The 23,627-nt window shown below is 66.4% G+C and carries 20 protein-coding genes; 11 read left to right on the forward strand and 9 right to left on the reverse strand.

The window, feature by feature from the left end:
* Positions 1-14: 14 nt before the first annotated feature.
* Complete coding sequence (locus FDZ84_RS33665; RefSeq protein WP_168589138.1) at positions 15-1,313, forward strand: transposase; 1,299 nt, start codon at positions 15-17, stop codon at positions 1,311-1,313.
* 215 nt (positions 1,314-1,528) lie between these two features.
* Here the strand turns inward: FDZ84_RS33665 and FDZ84_RS33670 are convergent, their stop codons facing one another.
* Entirely contained in the window at positions 1,529-2,599 is a 1,071-nt protein-coding gene (locus FDZ84_RS33670) for an IS1380 family transposase (RefSeq protein WP_371812724.1), read from the reverse strand.
* Here FDZ84_RS33670 and FDZ84_RS33675 point away from each other — a divergent pair.
* On the forward strand, positions 2,513-3,874 hold the full coding sequence (locus FDZ84_RS33675) for an IS4 family transposase (RefSeq protein ID WP_168588383.1): 1,362 nt from the start codon (positions 2,513-2,515) through the stop codon (positions 3,872-3,874). The two genes, FDZ84_RS33670 and FDZ84_RS33675, sit on opposite strands and share 87 nt — an antisense overlap.
* A gap of 6 nt (positions 3,875-3,880) precedes the next feature.
* Here FDZ84_RS33675 and FDZ84_RS33680 read toward each other — a convergent pair whose 3' ends face one another.
* Both FDZ84_RS33680 and FDZ84_RS33685 read right to left on the reverse strand, forming a co-directional pair.
* Positions 3,881-4,402, reverse strand: coding sequence for a hypothetical protein (locus FDZ84_RS33680; RefSeq protein ID WP_168589140.1), 522 nt, complete (start codon positions 4,400-4,402; stop codon positions 3,881-3,883).
* Positions 4,403-4,489: 87 nt separating this feature from the next.
* Positions 4,490-5,236: a hypothetical protein gene (locus FDZ84_RS33685; protein WP_168589141.1), complete on the reverse strand. Its 747-nt coding sequence runs from the start codon at positions 5,234-5,236 to the stop codon at positions 4,490-4,492.
* A gap of 691 nt (positions 5,237-5,927) precedes the next feature.
* Here FDZ84_RS33685 and FDZ84_RS33690 point away from each other — a divergent pair.
* The 4 genes from FDZ84_RS33690 to FDZ84_RS33705 all read left to right on the forward strand — a co-directional run bounded on the left by FDZ84_RS33690 (position 5,928) and on the right by FDZ84_RS33705 (position 9,189).
* Entirely contained in the window at positions 5,928-6,716 is a 789-nt protein-coding gene (locus FDZ84_RS33690; protein WP_168589142.1) for a bifunctional 2-polyprenyl-6-hydroxyphenol methylase/3-demethylubiquinol 3-O-methyltransferase UbiG, read from the forward strand.
* A 544-nt stretch (positions 6,717-7,260) separates the two neighbouring features.
* The gene (locus FDZ84_RS33695; protein ID WP_246868617.1) at positions 7,261-8,604 is read left to right on the forward strand and encodes an N-acetylmuramoyl-L-alanine amidase; all 1,344 of its coding nucleotides are present in this window, start codon (positions 7,261-7,263) and stop codon (positions 8,602-8,604) included.
* 7 nt (positions 8,605-8,611) lie between these two features.
* Positions 8,612-8,890, forward strand: a complete 279-nt coding sequence (locus FDZ84_RS41275; protein WP_371812725.1) for a LacI family DNA-binding transcriptional regulator — start codon at positions 8,612-8,614, stop codon at positions 8,888-8,890.
* A complete protein-coding gene (locus FDZ84_RS33705) occupies positions 8,794-9,189 on the forward strand; it encodes a hypothetical protein (RefSeq protein ID WP_168589144.1) in 396 nt (131 codons plus the stop codon). The genes FDZ84_RS41275 and FDZ84_RS33705 overlap by 97 nt, the downstream gene beginning before the upstream one ends.
* Before the next feature lie 614 nt (positions 9,190-9,803).
* On the opposite strand, the gene FDZ84_RS40265 is transcribed toward FDZ84_RS33705, so the two are convergent.
* Genes FDZ84_RS40265 through FDZ84_RS33725 form a run of 5 tightly spaced genes read right to left on the reverse strand, consistent with a single transcriptional unit; the run spans position 9,804 to position 14,775 of the window.
* Positions 9,804-9,938 carry a hypothetical protein gene (locus FDZ84_RS40265; RefSeq protein ID WP_256413612.1) on the reverse strand — a complete coding sequence of 45 codons (135 nt, stop codon included), beginning with the start codon at positions 9,936-9,938 and terminating at the stop codon, positions 9,804-9,806.
* Positions 9,919-10,710 (reverse strand): M15 family metallopeptidase, encoded by a 792-nt coding sequence (locus tag FDZ84_RS33710; protein WP_168589145.1) that lies wholly within the window; start codon positions 10,708-10,710, stop codon positions 9,919-9,921. The genes FDZ84_RS40265 and FDZ84_RS33710 overlap by 20 nt, the downstream gene beginning before the upstream one ends.
* A complete protein-coding gene (locus FDZ84_RS33715; RefSeq protein WP_246868618.1) occupies positions 10,707-11,810 on the reverse strand; it encodes a DUF917 domain-containing protein in 1,104 nt (367 codons plus the stop codon). The genes FDZ84_RS33710 and FDZ84_RS33715 overlap by 4 nt, the downstream gene beginning before the upstream one ends.
* On the reverse strand, positions 11,807-13,369 hold the full coding sequence (locus FDZ84_RS33720; RefSeq protein ID WP_168589147.1) for a hydantoinase/oxoprolinase N-terminal domain-containing protein: 1,563 nt from the start codon (positions 13,367-13,369) through the stop codon (positions 11,807-11,809). The genes FDZ84_RS33715 and FDZ84_RS33720 overlap by 4 nt, the downstream gene beginning before the upstream one ends.
* 50 nt (positions 13,370-13,419) lie before the next feature.
* On the reverse strand, positions 13,420-14,775 hold the full coding sequence (locus tag FDZ84_RS33725; protein ID WP_168589148.1) for a cytosine permease: 1,356 nt from the start codon (positions 14,773-14,775) through the stop codon (positions 13,420-13,422).
* A 128-nt stretch (positions 14,776-14,903) separates the two neighbouring features.
* On the opposite strand from FDZ84_RS33725, the gene FDZ84_RS33730 reads away from it, so the two are divergent.
* Together FDZ84_RS33730 and FDZ84_RS33735 are read left to right on the forward strand one after the other, a co-directional pair.
* Complete coding sequence (locus tag FDZ84_RS33730; protein WP_168589149.1) at positions 14,904-15,983, forward strand: DUF917 domain-containing protein; 1,080 nt, start codon at positions 14,904-14,906, stop codon at positions 15,981-15,983.
* A complete protein-coding gene (locus FDZ84_RS33735; RefSeq protein ID WP_168589150.1) occupies positions 15,980-17,527 on the forward strand; it encodes a helix-turn-helix domain-containing protein in 1,548 nt (515 codons plus the stop codon). The genes FDZ84_RS33730 and FDZ84_RS33735 overlap by 4 nt, the downstream gene beginning before the upstream one ends.
* 116 nt (positions 17,528-17,643) lie before the next feature.
* Here the strand turns inward: FDZ84_RS33735 and FDZ84_RS33740 are convergent, their stop codons facing one another.
* Complete coding sequence (locus tag FDZ84_RS33740) at positions 17,644-20,193, reverse strand: hypothetical protein (protein ID WP_168589151.1); 2,550 nt, start codon at positions 20,191-20,193, stop codon at positions 17,644-17,646.
* A 128-nt stretch (positions 20,194-20,321) separates the two neighbouring features.
* Between FDZ84_RS33740 and FDZ84_RS33745 the strand changes: the two genes are divergently transcribed.
* The 3 genes from FDZ84_RS33745 to FDZ84_RS33755 are packed head-to-tail and all read left to right on the forward strand — an operon-like array spanning position 20,322 to position 23,613.
* Entirely contained in the window at positions 20,322-21,620 is a 1,299-nt protein-coding gene (locus FDZ84_RS33745; protein WP_168589152.1) for an amidohydrolase family protein, read from the forward strand.
* Positions 21,617-22,111, forward strand: a complete 495-nt coding sequence (locus FDZ84_RS33750; RefSeq protein ID WP_168589153.1) for a tripartite tricarboxylate transporter TctB family protein — start codon at positions 21,617-21,619, stop codon at positions 22,109-22,111. The genes FDZ84_RS33745 and FDZ84_RS33750 overlap by 4 nt, the downstream gene beginning before the upstream one ends.
* A 5-nt stretch (positions 22,112-22,116) precedes the next feature.
* Positions 22,117-23,613 (forward strand): tripartite tricarboxylate transporter permease, encoded by a 1,497-nt coding sequence (locus tag FDZ84_RS33755; protein WP_168589154.1) that lies wholly within the window; start codon positions 22,117-22,119, stop codon positions 23,611-23,613.
* Positions 23,614-23,627 lie beyond the last annotated feature (14 nt).

The following is a 23,627-nucleotide window of genomic DNA, read 5'->3' on the forward strand; positions in this document are numbered from 1 at the left end:
GTACCGTCGGAGTCATGATCTTGCCCGTGTCGTGGGCTGCCGTGCTGGAGCCGCTGCGTGGCGCGTTTCGCCGCCGGGCAACGTTCGCCCTGTTTACGATGCTGGCTACCGGGATGGTGGCGCAGAGCGGGCGGCGCAGTGTGGTGGGGATGCTCGCCGGAGCGCGGATGGCCGGGGTGGTGTCGTTTCACGCGGCGTGCCGGTTCTTCTCCCAAGCGGTGTGGGATGTCGATCGTCTGGGACTGCTGGTGGCGAGGCTGGTCGTCGCACGGCTGCTGGATCCGGACGCACCGGTCGTGGTGGTGGTCGATGACACGCTGTTCAAACGCTGGGGCCGCAAGGTCCACCACGCGTTCTGGACCCATGACGGGGCCGCCCAAGGCAAGCAGAAGATCGGCCGGGGCAACCGGTGGGTGATCGCCGGGATCACGGTGCGGCTGCCGTTGTGTTCCTCGCCGGTGTGCCTGCCGGTGCTGTTTCGGCTGTGGGCGGGCAAGGGCACCGCCAGCCCGGTCGAGTTGGCCGGCGAGTTACTCACGCTGCTGGTCGCGGAGTTCGGCGATCGTCAGGTACACGGGGTCGGGGACGCGGCCTACCACGGCCCGGCGCTGCTGGTGGCGGGCGCGACCTGGACCACCCGGCTGCCGGTCAACGCGGCTCTGTTCGCCCTGGCACCGCCGCGCACAGGTAAACGGGGCCGGCCCCGTCTCAAGGGCGCCAAGCTCGGCAAGCCCGCCGATCTGGCCGCAGGCGTGACCTGGCGGCAGGCCACGGTCGGCCGGTACGGCAGGACCGAGACCGTCGAGGTGGCCGAGGTGGGGTGTATCTGGTACGGCAGTTTCGGCAACACTCCCGGCCGGTGCGTGCTGGTCCGCGACACCAACTCGGCCAAGCCCTACGAGTTGGCGCTGTTCCCCGTTGACACCGCCTCCTGCACGACTGGGATCGTCGAACGATACGCAACGCGATGGTCGATCGAAGCGGCGAACGCTACGGGCAAACAGCACATGGGAGTCGGACAGGCCCGCAACCGGCTCCCGAAGGCCGTCGAACGGACCGTGCCGTTCGGCATGCTCACCCAGACGCTGGCCATCGTCTGGTACACGGTGTCCGGCTACCACCCCGACGATGTCGTCCGTCGCCGTCAAGCCCAGCCATGGTACGACGCCAAGACCGAACCATCCTTCGAAGACATGCTCACCAAGCTCCGCAAAACCCTTATCGCGGCCCGGTTTTCAGCCGTTAGCCCAGACCAGACCGACCCCGAGATATTGCGAGACTACGCCTTGGCCTGCGCCGCAGCCGCAGCGTAGCTGCGAAACACGAGGCTGAAGATTGCGTGTTAATAATCTCCAGTTTCTCAGCTAAGCCCCAATCCACCGGTGGGGTTTGGTGTTGATCTTTGGGTTGTGGGTAGGTCGTGTTGATCTTGATGGTTGTGGGTGGGCGCGCGGGATTCGCTGGTCTGCCCAGCTTTTCCGTGGTGTCCTGGGGTCGGGCCCTGTGCGGGCGGGTCGGGAGAGGGTGTTCAGCTTGTTGCTGGTGGGGCGTGGGTGGCGTGAAACAGGTGGTGCCAGTCGTGTTCCCCGGGCCAGTGGGTGGGCAGGTGCAGTGTGATCGAGCGGGCTCGCCGGGCCACCCGCGCCGGGATGTTGATCAGAGTGCGGCGCAGGGTCGCGGCGCGGGCCTTGGCGTGAAAGGCGCTGGTCAGGCTGCCGGCGGCGCGCAGCAGGTTGTGGGCCAGGGCGGCCAGGGTCAGCCATACGGCGTTGGCGGCGAAGACCCCGGAGGGGATGTGGGCCAGTGGCCCGTGTTCGAGGTCGTCGTTGACGTGCTCGATGATCGCGTGCTGCCGGTGGGTTTTCTCCGCTTCGACCAGCGGCAGGGTGCTGGTGGTGAAGCAGGCGTGGTAGCGCCATACGGGAAACAGGGCGTCGGGATGGTTTTTGTCCTTGACCCGGCGCACGATCAACCGGCCGGCCACTCGGTGGTTCTTGTCGTCGGCGAAGGCGGTGAAAGGGGTTTCGGCGATCTCGGCGTCGCTGACCCAGGACTGGCCGGCCTCGTCCCAGACAGCCTGGGGATAGCGGATCGCCGTCCACGCGTCGTCGTCGATGGCGGCGATGGCGCGTTGCACGTTCGGATACTGGGCCACCGTGACCGACACCTCCATCCCTTGCCTCCGGCAGGCGGAAACGATTTCCCCGGCATAGAAGGCGGAATCACCGCGAAACAGCATCCGGTCGGGCCGGGCGCCGCACCGCCGGGCGAGGTTGATCGTCTCGGTGACCAGCGACGCCGCGCCGCGCGCCGAGCCCGCGTTGCCGCCACGCATCCGGGTGCCGGCGACCACCGGCGCCGACTGGCGTGTGGGCAGCGTGGTCAGCAGCGGATGATAGCCCCAAGGCCGTGTAGTTAAGGCGTGAGCCGGTTTGTCAACCCCCCCGGGAACGGGCAACGGAGTCCCTGCTAGAACGGTGTCGACCAAGATCACCAAATAACAGGAACTCCGTTGGATACCCAGTCTGTCATCACCCGCACGATCACCGTGTCCGGGGGCCGGTTCGCACCCGGCCACCTCGGTGAACTCACCCAGCACCTGCCCTTCGAGATGGTCGATGAGGCCCTGACCGCCACCCGCACCACGCAGTCCCGGCTGCGGGATCTGCCCTCACGGGTGGTGGTCTACCTGCTGCTGGCCGCGTGTCTGTTCCCCGAGATCGGCTATCCCGGCGTATGGCGCAAACTCACCGCCTCGCTCACTGGCCTGCCCCTGGTCATCCCCACCACCAGCGGACTCGCGCAAGCCCGCCGCAGGATCGGCGTCGCGCCCTTGCGATGGTTGTTCGACCTGCTCCGCGGACCGGCAGCCACGGTGGGGCAGCGCGGAACCTGGTGGCGTGGCCTGCTGGTCTGTGCGATCGACGGCACCACCCTGACCGTGCCCGACAACCCCAGAATGCTGGCCCGCTTCACCAAACACCGCGGCAACCACGGTGGCACCGGCTACCCCCAGATCCGGCTGGTGGCCCTGCTCGCCTGCGGCACACGCACCCTGATCGACGCGGTGTTCGGCCCCACCACCACCGGCGAGACCACCTACACACCACACCTGCTGCGCAGTCTGCGACCAGGGATGATCCTGCTGGCCGACCGCAACTTTGGCGCCAAAGACCTCATCACTGAGATCGCAGACACCGGCGCCGACGTCCTCGTCCGGCTGAAAAACGGCCGCAAGATGCCAGTCCTGGCCCGATACCCCGACGGGTCCTACCTGTCGATGCTGGGCCGGCTGCTGGTACGGGTCGTCGAGTGCGAGATCACCATCTCCACCACCGCCGGCCGGCACACCGGTGTCTACCGACTGGCCACCACACTGACCGATCACCAGCACTACCCGGCCGCCGAGTTGATCACCTTGTACCACCACCGGTGGGAGATCGAAACCGCCTACCTGGAACTGAAATCGTCCATCCTCGGCGGCCGGGTGTTACGCGCCCGCACCCCGGCCGGTGCCGAACAGGAGATCTACGCCCTGCTGGTCACCTACCACCTGCTGCGCACCGCGATGGCCGACGCCACCAACACCCAACCCGACATTGATCCCGACCGAGCCAGCTTCACCATCGCCTACCAGGCCGCCCGCGACCAACTCATCCAGGCCGCCAACGTCATCGCCGACACGGTCATCGATCTGGTCGGCACCATCGGCCGCCACATCCTGGCCAACCTGCTGCCCGCCCGACGACTACGGGTATGTCCCCGCATCGTCAAACGCGCCATCTCCAAATACCAGGCCCGAGGCCCGAACATCGACCGAACCAGCTACAAAGCCACTGTCGGCGTCGACATCCTCACACCCGCAGACCCTTGACGATCACTACAACAGCCAAACTTCACGGCCTTGATGATAGCCCCGCAGCCGCACATTGTGGCCGCCGATCTTGGTGTGCCCGAACGCTGCACCCTGTTTCGCGTGCCCGAACACCCGGCCCAGGGTGGAATCCGCGTCGATGAACACCCTCTCGTCGGCACCGGCGAGCACCGGAGTCTGCCGAACCAGGCCCACCAACGCCTCCCGCGCGGCCGACTCCACTTGCCGTGCATCCCCCCAGGTGAACGCACGCAGAAACGTGCCCACAGTGGACGGTGCCCGGATCCCGCCGAACAACTTCGGCATCGCCCCATGCCGGATCACTCCGAGATCATCAATACTGTCGGCGCCGGTGAGCATCCCGGCCACGATCGAGGCGACCTTCACATCGGCGTTCGCGCCCACCGATCCTGGTACACGGACACGCTCGGAGACCACCTCGTGCAACCCCACGCGTTCGGCCAACCGCATCACCGGAACCAGGCCCGCCGAGGCCACCAGATTCGGATCATCGAACACCGCGCTCACCCGCGCGGCACTATGAGAAGATCGCACCTGCGAGATGCCCTTTCGCCTCGAGTTGATCGATCCCTTGACAAGATCAATCATCCCAGGTCAGAAGGGCATCTCGTCTCTCGCCACCGAACCGTTACCCAAGATCATCGGTGGATTGGGGACGCGTGAGTCGATCACGCCGAACGACATCGTCGGGTCCACGAACACCGGGTACTGCCGCTGCGGCGCCCGCAACCACTGCTCATCCACGGAGACGGTGAGGAACCACTGCGGCCCGTCCGGGCTCAGCTCGTAGCGACCGCCGGTCATCGCGGGCGCCTTGTCGCCGCTGCCGGAGGAATCCCACACCTCGATCGGCGGCAGAACCACCTTCACCACGCCGGCTGCCTCCTTGAACACCACACCACCGGTGGCGTCCAGTTCAGGCGCGAGGCCCTCGGTGTTCAGGCGGAAACGCCACGACGACCGGCCCTGGCGCTTGAGGACGATCGTCTCTTTCACAGCGCCTGGCGTGATCTCGTAGGTCAGGTCCGTGTCCGGCTGGACATCGGAGAACGTCGCGGTGTCCCGGTCGAGTCGCGCCGGTCGGTCTGCGGCCTGTTCCAGCGATAACATCGCCTTCTTGCCCTCGATCTCTACGGCGACCACTGCCGGGTCGTTGGCCTTGGCTGCCACCGAGGGATGCAGGACATGCCGCTGCGCGTGTGCGCGTGTCGATCGTTGGTCGCGCTGCAGGGTGGTGTTCACCGGCTGCCACTGCCCCGCCGCGTCCTGGACGTTCAGCGGTACTGTCGACTGCCGCACCGTCCGGGTCCCGTCCGGGTTCGCCCACTCCTCGAGAAACATCGACCGCGACACCGGTTTCGATCGCGCCGGATCGAACCGGGACCCCGCGTATCCGTCGCGCCCGGTCAACGGTTCGAAGTCGGCATCGGTCCCGCCAGGAGAAACCTCGTTAACCGCAGAATGGCCGGGCAGCATCGGATTCTCTCGCGGATCGCGTGCAGGATCCGGCGCGGCCGACGCTACCGCAGGCGGCACTACGACCTCGACGATCGAGACACCGACCGCGAACACCAGAAGAACGGAAAGCCAACGGGAAAAGTACCGGCGCACGAGAGCGCGCGTCAGCACCAGGACGAGCTGGGACCATTCCGAAACTCCTCGAAGAATCGGTGCAGGCCCCACAACTCGCGCCAAGAAAGCGCTCAAATCTTCACCAGATGACCATCGGAACACCAATACGACAAACGGGTGATAGCCGACAGTGACGTCGCCGAGGCGGTACGTAACGGCCATCGTGGACGGCCACGCATGTGACGTGAACGAAAATTCCTGTGGGAGAAAGTTTTTCGAGTAACGCCCGATGTGGTCGCGCCGATAGAGGCCGCGACACCTCAGCTTTCGGCGCAATGGCAGCGCCGAGCGACAACCACACACCTGGCCGCCGCTGACCAGGAGCAGAAAGGGCCAGTCCGTGCGTTCGCTCCTTCGCAGGTCCCGCACATCCACGCCACCGTCACCGGAGCCACCGGCGATGGCCGCGCCATCGATCCTGGACGAGTACGTAACCAGCACGCCCTCACCACAGAACGCCGTCGACCTCTTCGCCGGCGAATGGTCCTCCCAGCTCCCCGCGCCGCTGCAGCACGTCCAGGCGGGTCCCCTTCCGCTGTTCGACGATGCCCGCGTCACGTGGGCGATCGAGTGCTTCGGTGGTGTGGCAGGTAGCCGCGTGCTCGAACTCGGACCGCTCGAAGGTGGGCACACCTACCAGCTCCACGCCGCCGGTGCCGACATCGTCGCTGTCGAAGCGCAGGGTCGCGCCTACCTGAAATGCCTCATCGCCAAGGAACTGCTCGGCATACCCCGGGCCCGGTTCCTGCTGGGTGACTTCACGCCCTACCTGCGCTCCACGGAAGAGCGCTTCGACATGTGCTTCGCCAGCGGCGTGCTCTACCACATGCGCAACCCCGTCGAAACCATTGCGCTCACCGCGAAAGTCGCCACGAAGCTCTTCCTGTGGACCCACGTCTACGACGAGGACGTCATCACCAGCAGCGAGCTGCTCGCACCACGCTTCCCCAGCCATGAACCGGCCACCCACCAGGGATTCGCGCACACCCTGTATCGCTTCGAATACGCAGAAGCCCTGCACCGCAACGGGTTCTGCGGCGGCAGCGCGCCCTTCAGCAACTGGCTTACCCGTGCTGACCTGCTCGCCGCCCTCGAACACTTCGGCTGGACGGTCACCAACATCGGCTTCGACACGCCCGATCACCCCCACGGCCCGGCACTCGCCCTTACTGCCACGCGAACCGACTGAGCCACAGCGGTTCTAGGTTAGTCGCGTCCCGGTCGCGTCCCGAAACTCCCGCTGTTCTTGTGGTTCTGACCTGCCGAGGTAGCAATGACGACGCATCGTCACCGAGAATCGCCCTCATCGCCATCGTCTTGGCGCTGTCCGTCAGTGGCCTGCCCCAAGTCCAGGCGAATCCAGCCGTACTCGCGGAGAAAACCGTTCATCCGGCGGCGTTGCCCACCGCCAACCCTGTCACACCGCGAGCGGAGAAGGTCCCGCTGGCCGATGCGGAACAGCCATTGGAAGCTCCGGCTGACATGCGGGAAGCCGCGCCACGGCGGCAGTTCTCGCTCATCGGCCTGACCTGGCAGGGCGCAGAGCCCGACTCGATCGAGCTCCGCACCCGGTCGGTGCGGGGTTCGTGGAGCTCTTGGCAGACCCTGGACCAGCAGGACGGTGGTCCGGACCGCCGCAGTCGCCGAAGACGACTGAACCGCTGTGGACCGGGCCCGCCACCCGCGTTCAGGTCCGCGTGCGGGCGGGCAGACCGGCTACCGACGAGCTGACCTTGGTCGCCATCGATCCGGGGACCTCGACCAACGACGCCCAGATCAGCCAGCTCTCCGCCGCGGGCAGCAGCGTGTCCACCATGCCGACGGTCGTCACGCGCGCGCAGTGGGGTGCCGATGAATCACTGATGACCTGGGCCCCGGAATACGCAACCACGGTCAAGGCCGCCGCGCTGCACCACACCGCCGACAGCAATGACTACACCTGCGACCAATCCGCAGCACTGGTGCGCGGCATCTACTACTACCACTCGGTGACCAACGGATGGGGCGACATCGGCTACAACGCGCTAGTCGACAAGTGCGGCACCATCTTCGAAGGCCGCACCGGCGGCCTGCACCTGCCGACCATCGGCGCCCACACCGGCGGATTCAACCGGCACGTCTTCGGCGTCTCGATGATCGGCGACTACGACGCAATCCCACCGAGCGCGGCCATGCTGGAATCCGCCTCGCAGATGATCGCGTGGAAGCTCGCCAACAGCTACGTCGATCCGATCGGCAGCGTCACACTCGTCAGCGCCGGAGGCGGCACCTCGAAATACGCCGCAGGAACACCGGCCACGCTACCCACCCTCTTTGCCCACCGCGACGTGGGACGAACCACCTGCCCGGGCAACTTCGGCTACGACGCCCTCGGATCACTCCGTGACCGCACCGTGCAACTGGCCGGCGACTGGCGCAGCGGGCCGATCCACCAGAAATGGCAGGCACTCGGCGGCGAGAACGCGGCAGGCCCGGCCTACGCGGTCGAGACCAATTGGCCCGAAGAGGGCCGAGCCACCGTGTTCGGCAGCGGATCCTCCACAATCGCCTGGCGCAGCGATCTCGGCGCACACCAGGTCAAGGGCGACATCCACACCACCTACAACCAGCTCGGCGGACCAATCGCGGGCGTCTACCCCACCACCGGCGAACTGGCCACGCCCGACACGATCGGCCGCTTCAACCACTTCACCCACGACGCCTCGATCTACTGGACACCCGACACCGGCGCCCACGCTGTGCACGGAGCCATCCGCAACGCCTGGGCCGCCAACGGATGGGAAACCGGACCCGCCGGCTACCCCACCACCGGCGAACTGGCCACGCCCGACACGATCGGCCGCTTCAACCACTTCACCAAGCACGCCTCGATCTACTGGACACCCACCACCGACGCCCACCTCGTCCACGGAGCCATCCGGGAGCACTGGAGCGCCCTCGGCTGGGAAACATCCTGGCTCGGCTACCCCACCAGCGACGAATACCCGGTGCCCACCGGACGACGAAGCGACTTCCAAGGCGGCTACATCGAATGGAGCGCCACCACCGGAATCACCACCGCATACCGCCACCAGTGAAGCCGTGGTGCAGTTCACGTTGACACGTGTTGCGCAACTCGTCGGTGTGTCCACCTCCACGGCGTCTCGGTACCTCCGCGGCCAGCTCAAGGTCCAGGACGAGACAGCTACCGGATCGCGCAGGCCGTGCGAGAACTCGGCTAACAGGCGCCTCACCCTGAGCTGGCCAAGCCGGAGCGCGAGCGCGTCGTGGCCCTGGTCGTGCTCGACTTCATCGACCCGTTCTTCGCCGGGCTCGCCGACAAGACCGCCAACCTCGCAGCCGCGGCCGGGACCTCGATCATGATGTGCGTGACCGGCAGGCGCGCCGAGCGGGACTCCAGCCTCAGCGACCTCGTCGCAGGCGCCGTGGCAATCGACGGCCTGATCTGCGTCGGCATGCACCGCTCGAACCCACGCCAGACCCAAGCCGTCGCCGAATACCTGCCCGTGGCGGTCGTCGACAAGAAGATCGATATCGAAACGGACATCGACACCATGTGCGGGGCCGACTGGTCCAGGACCTGGTTCGCCATCCACGCCGACGAACCATCCCCGCGTACGCAGGGTCGACGCTGCTCGGCTGGCTTGCACCGGCTGGTGTAGCAAACCATCCCCGCGTGCGCGGGCCTGTTCAGGGTTGACCGCCAACCACGGGGCGAACCGCTCGTTGCGGTAGTTGATCCCACGGTTGCCCTCCTCGTATTGATCTAACTCGGGGCCGCCGTCCGGGCGCCGGCGGAATCGGGTTTCCACCGCAGGCGCGCAGCTGCACGCCGTCCTGCCAGATCGTCACGAACTCGCGTAGACCACGCCACACCGTCCTCGGTCCAGTGGACGTCAGCGGCGTTCCGGTGGCGGGGGCGCCCGTCACGGGGTCTGTCCACGTCGCACCCGGGGCTCGATGACCAGTGTTCGGAACACGCCGTGATGCGCGTTGCCGCTGTGGTCGTCGAAGTCGGACAGCGTGATCGTGGAGCTGGCGATCTACGGCGGAGCAAACCAGTACGTGGTGATCGATTCGCCGGGCCCGACGGTCTGGTTCGAGTTGAAACCCACTGCGGATCCATCGGAGGTCCGCACATCGTAGTCGGTCATCCCCGCCGTGCGGCGACACCCCGCTTGCCGCGCGGGAAAGGCGACTCCGCAGGCAGCGGCACGTCACCGGCGTGCGGAGGCTGGCCCTCCGGGGGCAGCTTGTTGGTCAACGTGATCCTGATTCACTCCCCCGCACTCGCATGCAGGGCCAGCGGCGACGGCTGCTTGAACCCGGTGCGCACCGCCGCTTCGTCCTCGGGCCGCACGTAGACCAGTCCGTGCGGGTCGTTGTCCCCGTCATCCGTGTGGAAGATCAACTGCCGTTGAACCGCGTTGACGTCGAATGAGCGCACCAGTGCCGTCGTCGGGCAGTGTTGGGCGGATGGGAGCTTCTGGCCTGACCGGAGGGATGGCCGCGTATTTCGCGTGTGCGGCGCCGGTGCGCAGCGCCCAGTGCTGATCACCGTAGGACCAGTGCCACCACTCCGTCGGGTAGTTCACTAGCCCGACCGCGTGAAGCGCGTCGGCTAGCCGCGCTCGGGCGGCCCGTGCGGGAGCGGGCAGCTCCGGGAATCCGGTAGCGCAGCCGCCGGCGGACTGTGCCGGAGTGGCGTTCACCGCGCAGCCCATGTCGAGTTCTTCATCATCCGGGCCGACCAGGGTCAGGTCCACCGCTCCTCCCGACACGTGGGGAGCAAATTCGGTCGGCTCGGCGACATAGGCGGTGGCCTCCCGATGCACGCGATCCGGCGGCCATTCCGGATGGCGTGCGGTCAGGCTCGCCACATGGTCGTCGAAATAGCGTTGCTGGAGTACCGTCGGGCGGAAGCCCTCGACCACCGCGATGCGCACGTCGCCCAGTCCCTTGGCCGCATCGACCAGTCGCTCGACCACGCCGACGCGCAACAGCCGGTGGTGCCCGGCTGGATCGGCCAGCCGAGTGTCCACGCGCAACTGGTCGACCTCGGCGATGTCGATGAGTTCCTCGCCGCATTCCTGCACAGGGACCGCGCGGACCACGGGATCGGCCAGCAGTACTCGGTCAGCCCCGTCGGCCTGGGCCCACAGGCGATCGAGCAGCGACGTCATGCGGACAACTCTTCCAACGGGGCCCACGGGTGGGCCAATCCGAATGCCTGCGGACCGAATACCGCGAGTGCCTCAGGGGTGCGCATGATCTCCGGCGTCGAGATGCCGTACACCGCGACCCGCTGGCCGTACCGCATCCCGTCGGTGGTGATCGGCTGTGCCGTCTCCGCGTCCAGCACGGTAATCAGGTCGGGAACGATCGCTACCACTTCATCATTGCGGTATGCCACGAGATTTTCGTTGCGGAAATGGATACTCATGGTGTCGTCGCTATCGAAGGCGTCGATCTTGGCCACCCCGGCGGTGAATCCATCCGCCACTGACCGTTCGACGTCAACGATCTTGCCGCGCATCAGCACGGTGCCGAATCGGTAGATGGTTTCGGCGAGGTGTCCGCGGAGGGCGTCGAATGGGTCGCGATGGGCCTCACGAGCCAGCCGGATGGTCCGGCCAAGGTCGCAGGCCAGTGTGAGCGTGCCGGGAATCGCGGTGCGTTTGACGTCGGCACCGGACATCGAGTACTCGGCGATATAGGCAGCGCCACCCATCCGAATGGTCACCGCCCGCGCGAAGGACTCCATCTGATGGTTGTCTTCGCCGGTGTCGATCACCGCGCTGTAACCGTGCTCATTGGATACCGCCAACGGTGACCCGGGCACCCCATAGACCCCGAAAGTCTCCATCTGAAGTTCGGGGAAGGCTCGGCCCATGCCGTCACCATCGACCACCGGGATGTTCGCGCGGGCGGCCACGACGAGCGGGATCATCGAGTTCAGCCCGCCGCATTCCATCGGGATGGTGGCGATGGCGGTCCGGCCCAGGTGGGCTTCGAGCCGCCGCAGGGAGTGCACCGCTTCGTCGCCCGCGGGCAGTTTCTCGATCACCACGGTCGGGGCGCCCATCATCGCGGTGGAGATGACGAGGTCGCTGTCGGCGAGCTCGTCGGCTTCCACCACTTCGACCCGATGTCCTTCGTCGAGCGCTTGTTCGACGAGCAACCGCCCGACGAGCGGGTCACCGCCGCCGCCGGTGCCCAGCACTGCGGCGCCCCGGGCGAGGTCGGGTAGATCGTCATTGGTCAGCAGGAAGCTCACCTTCATGCTCCTTCTGTGCCGGTGGACAGCGGCAGGTCGCCGACCGCCTTGACTCGGATCCGGGACGCGTTGCCCGGCAGATAGGCCAGTGGTAGTTCGTCGATCTCAACCACCGACACCGTCGAGGGAGCGGCGCCGGCGGCCACAGCCTTGTCGATCGCTTCATGACGGGCCTGGTCGAGGACGGCCGAGCGCTGGCCCGGCGCGACCGCGAAGATCCGATCTACTTCACCGCCCACTTGGGCGATCGCCGCACCGATCGCGTTAGCCACGCCAGCGTGCTCGGGCCGAATCACCGAGCTGGCGCAGGCCAGCTGCTCGGGGAGCAGCACACTGCCCCCGCCCACCGCGACTACCGGGACTTTCTCCGCACTTGTCCGCATTCGGTCCACAGTGCGTTCGATGGCGTTCTCCATCTCGGTGAGCGCGGCGCGGACCAGGGCCGGGTCGAGATGCCGTACCAGGCTCGGGTCGCCGATCTCCGCGCGTCCGGCGGCGACCACGATGTCGGTCGCGGTGAGGACGTCGCCACCGAACACCAGGGCTTGCTCGATGACCCGATAGCCCACGCTGTCCGGACCCACCTGGGTCCCAGAGTCGGTCCGTACACGGCTGCCTCCGCCGAGGCCGACCGACAGCACATCCGGCATCCGGAAGTTCGTCCGGATACCCGCGACCTCGACCTCGGTCGCGGCCTCTCGGGGGAACCCGGACTGGAGGACACCGACATCAGAGGTGGTGCCCCCGATGTCGACCACCACGCAGTCGGTCAGACCGGACAGGAAGGCAGCTCCACGCATGGAGTTCGTCGGACCGGAAGCGAAGGTGGCGACCGGATAGCGGCGGGCGTACTCGACATCCATCAGCGTGCCGTCGTTCTGGCTTAAGAACAGCGGCGCAGTGATCCCGACCGATTCCAGCGCCAGATCGAGCGAGCGACAGATGTCCTGCGCCAATTCCCGCAACGAGGCGTTGATGATGGTCGCGTTCTCTCGTTCGAGAAGCCCGACCCGGCCTACCTCATGTGAGAGACTGATCGCAAGTTCGGGGAACTGCTTGGCCGCGAGTTCGGCGGCGCGCCGCTCGAATTCCTCGTTGACCGGGGAGAACACCGAGGAGATAGCGACACTGCGAGCACCCCGGCTGACCGCGTCGTCCAGAGCTCGCAGGACCTCGTCGTCGTTGAGCGGCGAGATCGCCCGACCGTCGAACTCATGTCCGCCAGAGCAGAGGTAGGGCAGCGCGTTGACAGCTTCACGGAGCCGTTTCGGCCAACCGACGAACGGCGGTAGCCCGCGCGTGGCCGGCAGTCCGAGCCGGATCGCGGCGGTCGGGGCGAGCCTTCGGGCCTCCACCAGTGCGTTGACGAAGTGGGTCGTGCCGATCATGACGGCATCGATCGCGGCGGGGTCGAACTGTGCGGCCGCGTGCAGCTGACGCAGGGCGCTGGAGATGCCGCTGGTGACATCGGCGGCGGTGGCGGTCTTGATCTCGGCGAGTACCCGCTTGCCATCGATGAGTACTGCGTCGGTGTTGGTGCCGCCGACGTCGATTCCAATGCGCATCGGTGCTGGATCCTTCCTAAGGGCAGGGGATGGTCAGTTCGCCCGGTTGATCAACTAGAACGGTGGTGCACCCCGGTGCCGCGTACCAAGCCGAGCTTGCCCGCGAGCACGTAGAGCAGTACGGACAGCACGAGGGCGTTGAGCGACCCGATGCCCCACGGCAGGAATTTGCCGCCGAGGCTGGCTAGCAGCCAGACCACCAGGGTGGCCGGAACCCAGGTCGGTTCACTGCTCGGCAAGCCTGGGCTCGACGCGCTTAACTCGGCTCGCCACCGGCGCACCACGTAGTACTCGGCGACCATGATTCCGGCCACCGGTGGGATGGCGACTCCGAGCAGGACAAGGAAATCGGCGAAGTGGTCGAGGATGCCCGCCGCGGCAAGCAGACTGCCCAGTGCGCCGACGGCGATGCTGACCGTGGCTCGGTTGGTGGAGCGATTGAAGACCGTTTCGATGAAGTTCACCACGCCGAGCGAGGCTGAGTAGAGGTTCCAGTCGTTCATCTTGATAGTGCCGGCGACCACGATGATCGCCCCGATGAAGCCGCTGGTCGAGGTAACGATCTCGATGATGTCGCTGGTGCGCAGCGCGTGGGCGAGCAGGACCCCGGTCACGGCGACCAGATACTCGCCGATGGTCACACCGATCACCGTCTGTTTGACCACATCGGACGGTCGGCGGTTGAACCTGGTCATATCCGGTGTGATCACCATGCCGACGATGAATCCGCCGGCGACCAAGGTGGTGCCGGTGGCCAGGGACAGCACGGGCCCGGCAGGTTCGGAAGTCGTCAATGCCCCAAGCGGATGCTTGCTCAGCTCGCTGACGATCGACCAGCCGGCCAGCAACAGGAAAGCCGGCACGGTCAGGTAGGCGGTCCAGGCCATGCTCTTGAAGCCGTAGACCACGATCGCGGTGACTCCCGCGCCGACGATTAGGGACCAGGCCCAGACAGGGACACTCGGCACGAATTTGGTGAGCGCGGTCGCCGCCACCGCGCTCTGCACACCGAACCAGCCGGTGAGGCTCAGGGCGATGACCAAGGCGATCAGGCTGGAGCCGTGGCGGCCAAAGCCGGTCCAGCGGGTCAGCATCGAGGTCGACAGGCCCTCCCGTTGACCAATGAGTCCGGTGGCGATCGCGACCACTTCAAGGATGACCGAGCCCAGCGTGATGGCGAGGATGGCATTCCAGAAGTCCATGCCGAAGCCCAGCGCCGCGCCGAGCAAGAACTGCGATAGCGCGGACATCTGGCCGAACCGCTGCACGGCAACGGACCACCAGCTGTATCGAGCTGCCTCGGGCACGCGGGTCAGTGCGTAGTCGTCATGCCCGACGTCGGCGTGGGAAGGCGCGGGTGGGTCATGGTCGGGTGAGCCGTGCGAAGTCGACGGGATTTGCGTCATTGGAGCCCGTCCTTCCTGGTCCGTGCGATCTGGTGTGTCGAACTCTAGGAAGAATGTGACTGGCCCACAGTGGTCACGATGACCTAGTTTGGACGTATCAGTGGCGTTTCTACACACCTGAGGAACCCATGTGGCAGATCGATGAGTCCTCGCTGGCCGATCTTGTGGTCGGTGCCCGCGTATTGGGCTCCGGTGGTGCGGGCGACCCCTACCTAGCCCACCTGCTGGCCGCTAGCGCGCTGGCTGAGCACGGACCGGTTCCGGTGTTCGAACCGGAGGAACTGGATCCCGAAACCACCGTGGTCAGTGTCGGTTTGGTCGGCGCGGTGACCGCCTTCGCCGAGAAAGCCGCGACCGGCGAGGAATTCACCGAGGCGGTCCAGCGACTGCGTACGCATCTGGGAAGTCCGCACCCGATGGCGATCGCGGGCTATGAATCCGCCGGTGCGAATGTGTTCACCCCGCTCACCGTCGCCGCGCACACCGGGCTGCCCCTGGTGGATGTGGACGGAATGGGGCGGGGCCTGTCCTGGCTCGACCAGACCAGCTATGACGTCGCCGGCCTGCCGATATGCCCGTTCGTGCTGACCGAGCCCGGTAACCGCACGGTCATCCTGGAACGGATCGATGGTGCCGATGCGGAGCGCTACCTGCGGACGCTGACCGTGTTGATGGGCGGGTGGTCCGCTTTCGCCGGCTACCCGATGAGCGCAGCGGAGGCGGCCCAGTACGGGGTGCGCCGGTCGCTGGCGCGGGCACGTGAGCTGGGGGCGAAACTGCGCGCGGCGGCGAGCATGCGCACCGGGGCCGAGGGCACCGCGGGGGCTCGCTGGAGCGAGCTTTGTGACGACGCCCGGCATCTCGGGACCGGCCGCGTGGTCGAAGTTCACTGGGTTGAGGGCGAAACGTATGCGGAGGGCAGTGTCGTGGTGTGGCTGCGCGGTGATGAGCCGCGTCCGCTGCGCGTGGAAAGTCAGAACGAATTTTTGCTGGCCTTTGACCAGGGGAAGTTGGTGGCCAGCGTGCCGGATCTGATCTGTCTGATCGACACCCGGACGGCCACCCCGCTGCTGGCCGAGCAGGTGGTGCCCGGTTACGAGGTCGACGTAGTGGTGCTGCGAGCCCCGCAGCGGTGGCTGGACCAGCGGCTGTGGCGGCGGGTCGCCCCGGCCTCGTTCGGTTACCTGCTGGCTAAGGACAACGCGTGACGCCGCGGAATCGGCTGCCGCGGGTCCGGCAGCTACTCACCGCGCCCGCGCTCAGTACCGCACACCTAGTCGCCGGGGCAGCAGGGCTCGACGGCGGGGTCAGCTCGGTGCGCGGTCTCGCGCCGAACCAGGTTGCCGCGCTGCCCGAGGTGGAATTCTCCGGGGCCATCGTGGTGCTGGGAGAGCTGCGCGGGCATCTGCTGGAGATGTTGTTGCCCCGGCTGCACGCGGCCGGGACGGCGGCGATCGTGGCGAGGGTACCCGCCGAGACAGTGCTGACGTCGACTCGATGGCTTGCCGATCGGCTCGCTCTGCCGCTGTTGGCGAGCCCAGAAAGCGATCCGGTGGAGTTGGCCGTCCGCCTCGATCACCTGGTGCACGGTGACGTGATTGCGCGTGGACAAGCCTGCGCCAGGCTGGCCGGTAAGTTGCGCGGCAGGATGGCCACCCCGGAGGTGGTGGTCAGCCTGCTGCGGGAGCAGGTGGGCATCGAGTGTGCGGTGGTGGGCGCGGACGCGGTGGTGCTGGCCGGCGCGGTAGCCGTCCCGCCTACCCACGAAGACCTGGTCACGACCGGGCCGACGCGCAGCGCGTCGGCGGAGAGACTGCGGGTGGTGCTGCCGGCCCTGCCCCAGGCTGCGGGTGCGACGCAGGGATCCGCGCTCTGGTTGATCGCCGACCTGCCTGAAGTCACCGAAAGCTTTGGCAATCTGGTCGAGGACGTACTGGGCATCGCCGCGGTGGCGCTGGCGGGTTGGGCGGTGGCACAGCGGTTCGATGCCCAACGCGACGCGGCGTTCAAGACGTCCGTACTGGCGCAGCTGCTCACCTCGACATCGGGGGTTTCGGCGCATCTGGTGGAGCAGAGCGTCGCCGCGGGTTGGCGGCTGGATGGCTGGCATGTCGCGGTATGCCTGCGTTCCGACCCACTTCCGGATGCGGCCCGGATGGACCCGTTGACCCTCACCGTGGAACGGGTGTTGCGGGAACGGTTGCCGGGCAGTGAGTTCGTGCGGCTCGGCGACGGCTGGGTCAGCTGGTCGACCTTCCCTGGGGAACCATCGGCCGAACGGTTCGACGCGCTCGTCAATGCCACCCGGCTGGTGGTGGCGGAGGTCGACGCGAGGTTGGTGGCCGGGGTCGGCAGGCCCCGGCGCGGCGGTGCGGGTCTGGCGGAAGTGATTTTGGAGGCGCAGGAACTAGCGGTGACCGCTGGACACGCACCGGGTCGCAAGGTGGTCGAGGACGCACGGGCTTCGCCGACCCGACGGCTGGTGATGGGTGCCGTCGCCGACGAGGAGACCGCTCGCCGAAGCCGCCGATTACTCAAACCCTTACTGGGCAAGACATCGCCGGTGTTGCTGACCACTTTGGAGACCTATCTCGGCCTGGAATCTTCGATTGCCCACACAGCCAACCGGCTTAACGTTCATCGCAACACCGTGGTCAAGCGACTCGACCGGATCCAACAACTGATGAATCTGAGACTCGACGACCCCGAAATCAGGCTGGCGCTTCAGATCGCTTGCCGAGCGCTCCGCTAAGACGCACCATCCTCATTCGGGCGCGGTGAGCGAGCCAGTCCAGTGACGATCCGGGCCGGTGACGCCTGGTCTGGGGAGGCTGGGCGTCGACACGTCTCCACGCGATCGTCGCGCCGTTAGGAGCCGAGCCCCTGCGCCCAGCGGACCGCGTCCTCGCGCGATTCGAGCGGGTGACCGATTTTGGCGCGGATATGGGTGATGTGGCTCTTCAGTGTGTGTTCGGAAATACCCAGCGTCCTCGCTGTCCGGTCGCGAAGCGAGGAACCAGTGCCCAGATGTCCGCCCGCCCGTAGGTAGTAGACGATGAATACGTCGATCTCCCGCCAGGTGAGCGAGCGTGCACGCAGCTGCTCAATGATCGCCGCCGGGACTTCCGCCGCGCGATGGGCAGTGGCCAGCCGCTTCCGGATCGCCGGGTCAGGACAGTCCTCGATGATCAAGGCGAAGCCGTCGTCGTTCAGTCCGGCCCGGTCGGCGAAGGTGAGCTCGCCCTCAGGAGCACGGGCCACACCCCACGGCAGGATGCTGATTCTGCGGTGCATCATGAAGCCGACGACGGTGGCACGAAGTTCGGCGCTTTCCTGTGTACGGCCGGTCGCGGTGAGCAGCCGCGCCCGATACGACGCGACACTCATCGCGTGCAGCCGGTGCCCACTGGACTCAAGATACTGGGCGACTGCCGCAAGCATCCCCATGGCCGTCGGTGGATCGTCTTCGGTGCGGGCCAGTGCCCGGACCAGCTTGGCACCGGCGCGGCGGAGGGTCGACTGTGCGGTATGGTCGTGCTGCCCGATTCGATCGGCCACCGTGGCGAACCGTTCCACCCCATGCCCCTGGGGCGGTGTCACCGCGTCGTCGATCAGGGCCATCGGACCCGCCGCGTGATAGGCGTCGCGGGCTTCCTCATGGCGGCCCTGTGCTCGTCGGAGATTGCCCAGCCACCACTGCGCCCAGCGAAGCTGCGTACTTGTGTATGGCGTTCGGCGCCTCAGGCTCGCAGTCAGCACTGCCTCAGCCTCCGCGAGCTCTCCGCGGGTGATCAGCGAGACCGCGGCGATGACATCGCTCCACGCGAGTTCGAAGACATCGTCGCTACTGGTGATCCTGGCCTGGTCGACGAGGGCGATCGCACGATCGACATCACCGGAATAGACCGAGGCGAGCGCGAGATTCCGGTGCGCGCGGCCGAGCACACGCCGTCGCAACAGCGCGTCGTCCACCAGGATCGCGCCAGACAGCGCCGACTCACCGGCGGCGATCGCCTCCGGAACGGGGCCGGTTTCACAGAGCAACCAACACAGATGCGCGGACAGATTCGCTCGGGTAATCGAAGACAGCGACTCCCGTGCCAAGTCCTGCCGCACCTTCGACGCCGAACCCGCGTAGACCTCATCGCGGTAGCGCACCTGGTTGAGTTCGCTCGACACCCAGGCGTGCCCCTCCTCATGTGCTTGGGCCTGGAACTGCTGATCGGCGACGTGCAAGGTGGCCAGCGCGCCGTCAAAGTCATTGCGCAGCCGCTTGAGCCTGCCGAGCAGGACCAGCAGCCAGGGGTGTCGGCGCATCACGTCACCGGACTGTCCATCGAGCAGATCTTCGATGGCGCCCAGCGAGCCCGCTTCCAGCTGGCCGATACCGATTGCCTCGATCAGCGCCGCAGCCCGGTCCGGCCGCCCCGCCCGCAGGAGGTGGATCAACGCACTGGTCGGCTCACCACCGGCCACCAGCGCGTCGGCGGCGATCGCGTGCAGCCTGTTCACCTCGGAACTGGAACGGGTCTGGGTGAGCCGGTGCTGGAGGAAAGCCCGGAACATCGAATGGAAGCGGAAGCGGCTGGCACCGTGCGCGATAGCAGCGGTAAACAGGGAACCATCGGCGAGTAGTCGCAGGCTCGCCAACGCCGCCGGATCATCGGTCAGCTGGTGGCACACCTCGGGTCGGAGTTCCTGCAACACCGAGCAGGTCGTGGCGAACTCCAGCAACGCGGGCGGTAGGAATCGTTCGGCGAGTTCGGCGAAGTAGTCGAACGAGGCCCAGACCGCAGGTTCGAACGGAGGTGGGTCGAGGTCGTTGCCGACCGGGCCGACCAACAGCGCCGCTCCGGTGATCCAGCCCTCGGTGAGCCGGGTGATCGAGGCCGTGGCCGCCGCATCCAGCGGCGAACCCCAGGAATCGGCCAGCACCTCGGCTAATTCGGCGGCAGTGAACGCGAGATCATCCGCGCCCAGCTCCCGCAGGGCGCGCATACCCCGGAGCCGTCCCAGGGGAAGCCGTGGCCGGGCGCGGGCGGCCAGCACGACGTGCACGCCGTCGGGAAGGCTGAACAGAAAGCTCTCCAGGACTTCGTTGGCTTGCGGGAAGACGGCGATGGCGTCGTAGTCGTCGAGCAGGATGCAGTGGCTCTCCGCCGGATCGTCACCGCAGCGGCCGTCCCGGTCGGCGAGCAATAACGCCGCTTGGAGCTGACGCCGAAGCGTGTCGGCATCCGCATGATCGGCCGTCAATTTCAGCAATGTCGCGCCGGGGGACAACGCCTCACGGAGCTGTTCGAGCAGCACCGACTTGCCGTAGCCGGCGGGAGTTCGCACGACGGTGAGCCGGATACCTGGCTGGGGCAGCATCGCCCGCAGGACCCGGAGCCGGTCAACTCGTGTCTCGGCGTCCATCGGTCCGGGACTGTAGCACCGCCGCTGACCTGCGCTCATGCGAGCCGGGCCGGCGGCATAGGACCGGATCTCATACCCAAGATGCGACCCCGCCCCATGGACCTGGCTATTCCGATGACTGAGGATGAGTGCCTGATTTCCAGTACGTCGAGGACAAGGAGTTTCAGTTGTCGGAGCGTGTGGAATCCCTCCGTATCGAGGGAGCTCGGCTCTACGATGGAACCGGTGCGCCAGCGGTCGCCGATTCGATCGTGATCGTGCAAGGAGAGCTCATCGAGTGGGCTGGTCCCGCCGACGATGCTCCACTGGCAGGCCCGGATGATTTGGTGCTGGACGCAGCCGGGATGTCGATTATGCCGGGCTTTATCGACAGCCACGTGCATCTCTGCGCCGAACATCAGCGACCTGCCCGGTTCGATCCGATGTTCATCGACCACAGCGAACTGGCGCTTCGCGTCCTGGGCAATACCCAGCAGGCGCTTGAGGCAGGCGTGACGACCGTCATCGACTGTGGCGGCCGGGAGTACGTCACAATGACCGTGCGGGACGCGATTAACGCCGGAATCGTGCAGGGAGCGCGAGTACTGACCACCGGACCCGGCATCACCATCACCGGTGGTCACTTCAACTGGTTCGCCATTGAGGCCGACTCCGATACCGAACTGCGCAAGGCCGCCCGGACGCTGGTGAAGCAGCGAGCGGATCACATCAAGCTGTTCGGCACTGGCGGCGGACTGACGATGACCTCCAATCCGGCGCGGGCCCAGTACTCGGTGGAGGAATTCCAGATCGTCATCGACGAGGCGGAGCGTGGCGGCATCACGGTCACCACCCATGTGCATGGCACTCCAGGGATCCGCAACGCCATCGCCGCCGGTATCCACCGGCTGGAGCACTGCCAGTTCTTCAACGAGGACGGCGGAATCAGCTTCGACGAAGACATCGTCCGGCAGATCGTCGATAAAAGGATCCCCGTGAGCCTTGGTATGGCGCGGCGGTGGCGCACGGATTCCTCGATCGAAGAGCACCTCACCCCTCGCCAGCTGAAGCAGCGGGCCATTCGCGACGAGCGGATGGACGTCCTGCGCAGGTTCCGGACCATGGGTGTGCAGCTGATCGCCAGCACCGACGCCGGGATGACGAGCACCCCGTTCAACGACCTGCCCAACCTGATGCGCTTCCTGGTCGACTCGATCGGTATGGGCATCCCGGAGGTCATCCACTCGGTTACGGGCCGGGCCGCCGCGGCCGTTCGGCAGGGTGACCGACTGGGCGCGATCCAGCCGGGCAAGGCCGCCGATCTTCGGCTGGTCCACGGTGATCCCGAAGTGGACACGAGTGCGTTGAGTGCTGTGGCACAGGTTATCCGGGCCGGCGTTGTGGCCGGCGGACCGACCGCAGCCAACGGCCGGAGAGGAGCATCATGAGACGGCAATACCTGGCCTTCGGATTAGCCATTTTCGCGGTCGCCATCGTCGTCTGCGTGGAGTCCATATCGCTGGTGATCTGGACGCCGATCGGACCTGGCCCTGGCTTCTTCACGGTTATCCTGGGCGCAGTGCTCGGCCTGCTGGCCCTCGCCGTGATGTGGGACCAGCGCCGCCAAGGGGAAACCGACGGTGCGCAGCCACGTCAGTCGGAGGAGGCCAGCGAGGCAGATCCCGCACCCCGACGCCGTTTCCGTCGGCCAGCGCGGGTATGGCTGGTGGTCGGGGCGCTCGTCGTCATCCCCTTCGTACTCGAACCCTTGGGGTTCCGTCTGACGATCCTCGCATTGGTTCTCTACGTTCTGCTGTTCGTCGAACGGCGGCGTGTGGTCAGCAGTGTGCTAATCGCGGCGGGAGCGAGCGCGCTCTCCTTCTACGTGTTCGCTGACCTGCTGGCCGTGCCGCTGCCGGTCGGTCTGTTGGGGGTCTGATCCATATGTTCGACTCGCTGAGCCTGCTCGGTCAGGGCCTTTCTATGGCCCTGCAGCCGGAGAACTTGCTCTTCGCGCTGATCGGCTGCCTGCTCGGCACACTGGTTGGCGTGCTGCCCGGCATCGGGCCGACGGCGACGACGGCGATGCTCATTCCCATCGCTGCCGGGTTCAACCCGGTCGCCGCGATCATCATGCTGTGTGCGATCTACTACGGCGCGCAGTACGGCGGCACGATCACCTCGGTGCTGCTGAACACTCCTGGCGAGGTGTCGTCGGCGGTAACCTGCCTTGACGGTCACCAGATGGCCAAACGAGGGCGGGCCGCCACCGCGCTTGCCTCCGCCGCCATCGGTTCGTTCATCGGGGGCACCATAGCGTCACTGGGGTTGGTGTTCCTGGCCATCCCGTTGAGCAGCATCGCCCTGAAGTTCGGTCCCGCAGAGTTCTTCGCGCTAGTTCTCTTCGGCCTCACTCTGGTAGTTGGCCTGGCTGGCCGGTCCCTCAAGCTCGCCTTCATCAGTGCGATCGTCGGCGCGCTGATCGCCGCCATCGGCATCGACCCGGTCGTCGGGGAACCACGATTCACCTTCGGCAGCACCGAGTTGCTCAATGGTATCGAGTTCGTTCCGGTACTCATGGGCCTCTTCGGCCTCAGTGAAATCCTGCTGAACCTCACTGGGCGTGACAACACCGATGTGGCCATCCAGAAGACTGGGCGGCCGGAATGGCGGGCGATCGCGAAAACCGGTCCGGCTGTGGCTCGTGGTACCGGTATCGGTTTCCTGCTGGGCCTGGTTCCTGGGGTGGGCGCCGCGGTTCCCACCTTCATGTCGTATGGCCTGGAACGGCGCATGTCGAAGAAGCCGGGTGACTTCGGCAAGGGAGCGATTGAAGGGGTGGCAGGCCCGGAGACGGCTAACAACGCGTACGCGAACTCATCGCTGATCCCGCTGTTCACCCTGGGCATCCCGGCTTCCGCGACACTGGCCGTGCTCACCGGCGCGTTCCTGCAAAACGGGCTTACCCCGGGACCGTTGCTCTTTGCCGAACATGGCGAGCTGGCATGGGCGATCATCGCGAGCTTCTTCGTCGGCAACGTAATCCTGCTGGTGCTGAATCTGCCGCTGATCCCGGCATGGGCGGCGATTCTCAAGATTCCTTATTCCCTGCTGTACGGGCTGATCATCGTATTCGCCGTCGTGGGTGCCTATGCCTTGCGCGCCAACGTGTTCGACGTCGTAGTCATGATCGCCTTCGGCTTCATCGGGTATGCGTTCAAACGTCTCGATGTACCGCTCGCCCCTCTCTGCTTAACCTTGATCCTCGCTCCGATGGTCGAGAAGGCGCTGCGTCAATCGTTGTCGGTGTCGCAGGGTGATCCTTCGATCCTCGTATCCAGTCCTATCTCGATCGTCCTGCTGTGCTTGAGCGTCGTGGCGGTCGCCGCCTTCGCGACGCGTGCGGTGCGCGCTGAGCACCGCGTCACCGTCGACGAATGACGTCTGCGGCAGGC

The sequence above is a fragment of the Saccharopolyspora sp. ASAGF58 genome, assembly GCF_012277335.1.
In the GTDB taxonomy this organism is placed as follows: domain Bacteria; phylum Actinomycetota; class Actinomycetes; order Mycobacteriales; family Pseudonocardiaceae; genus Saccharopolyspora; species Saccharopolyspora hattusasensis.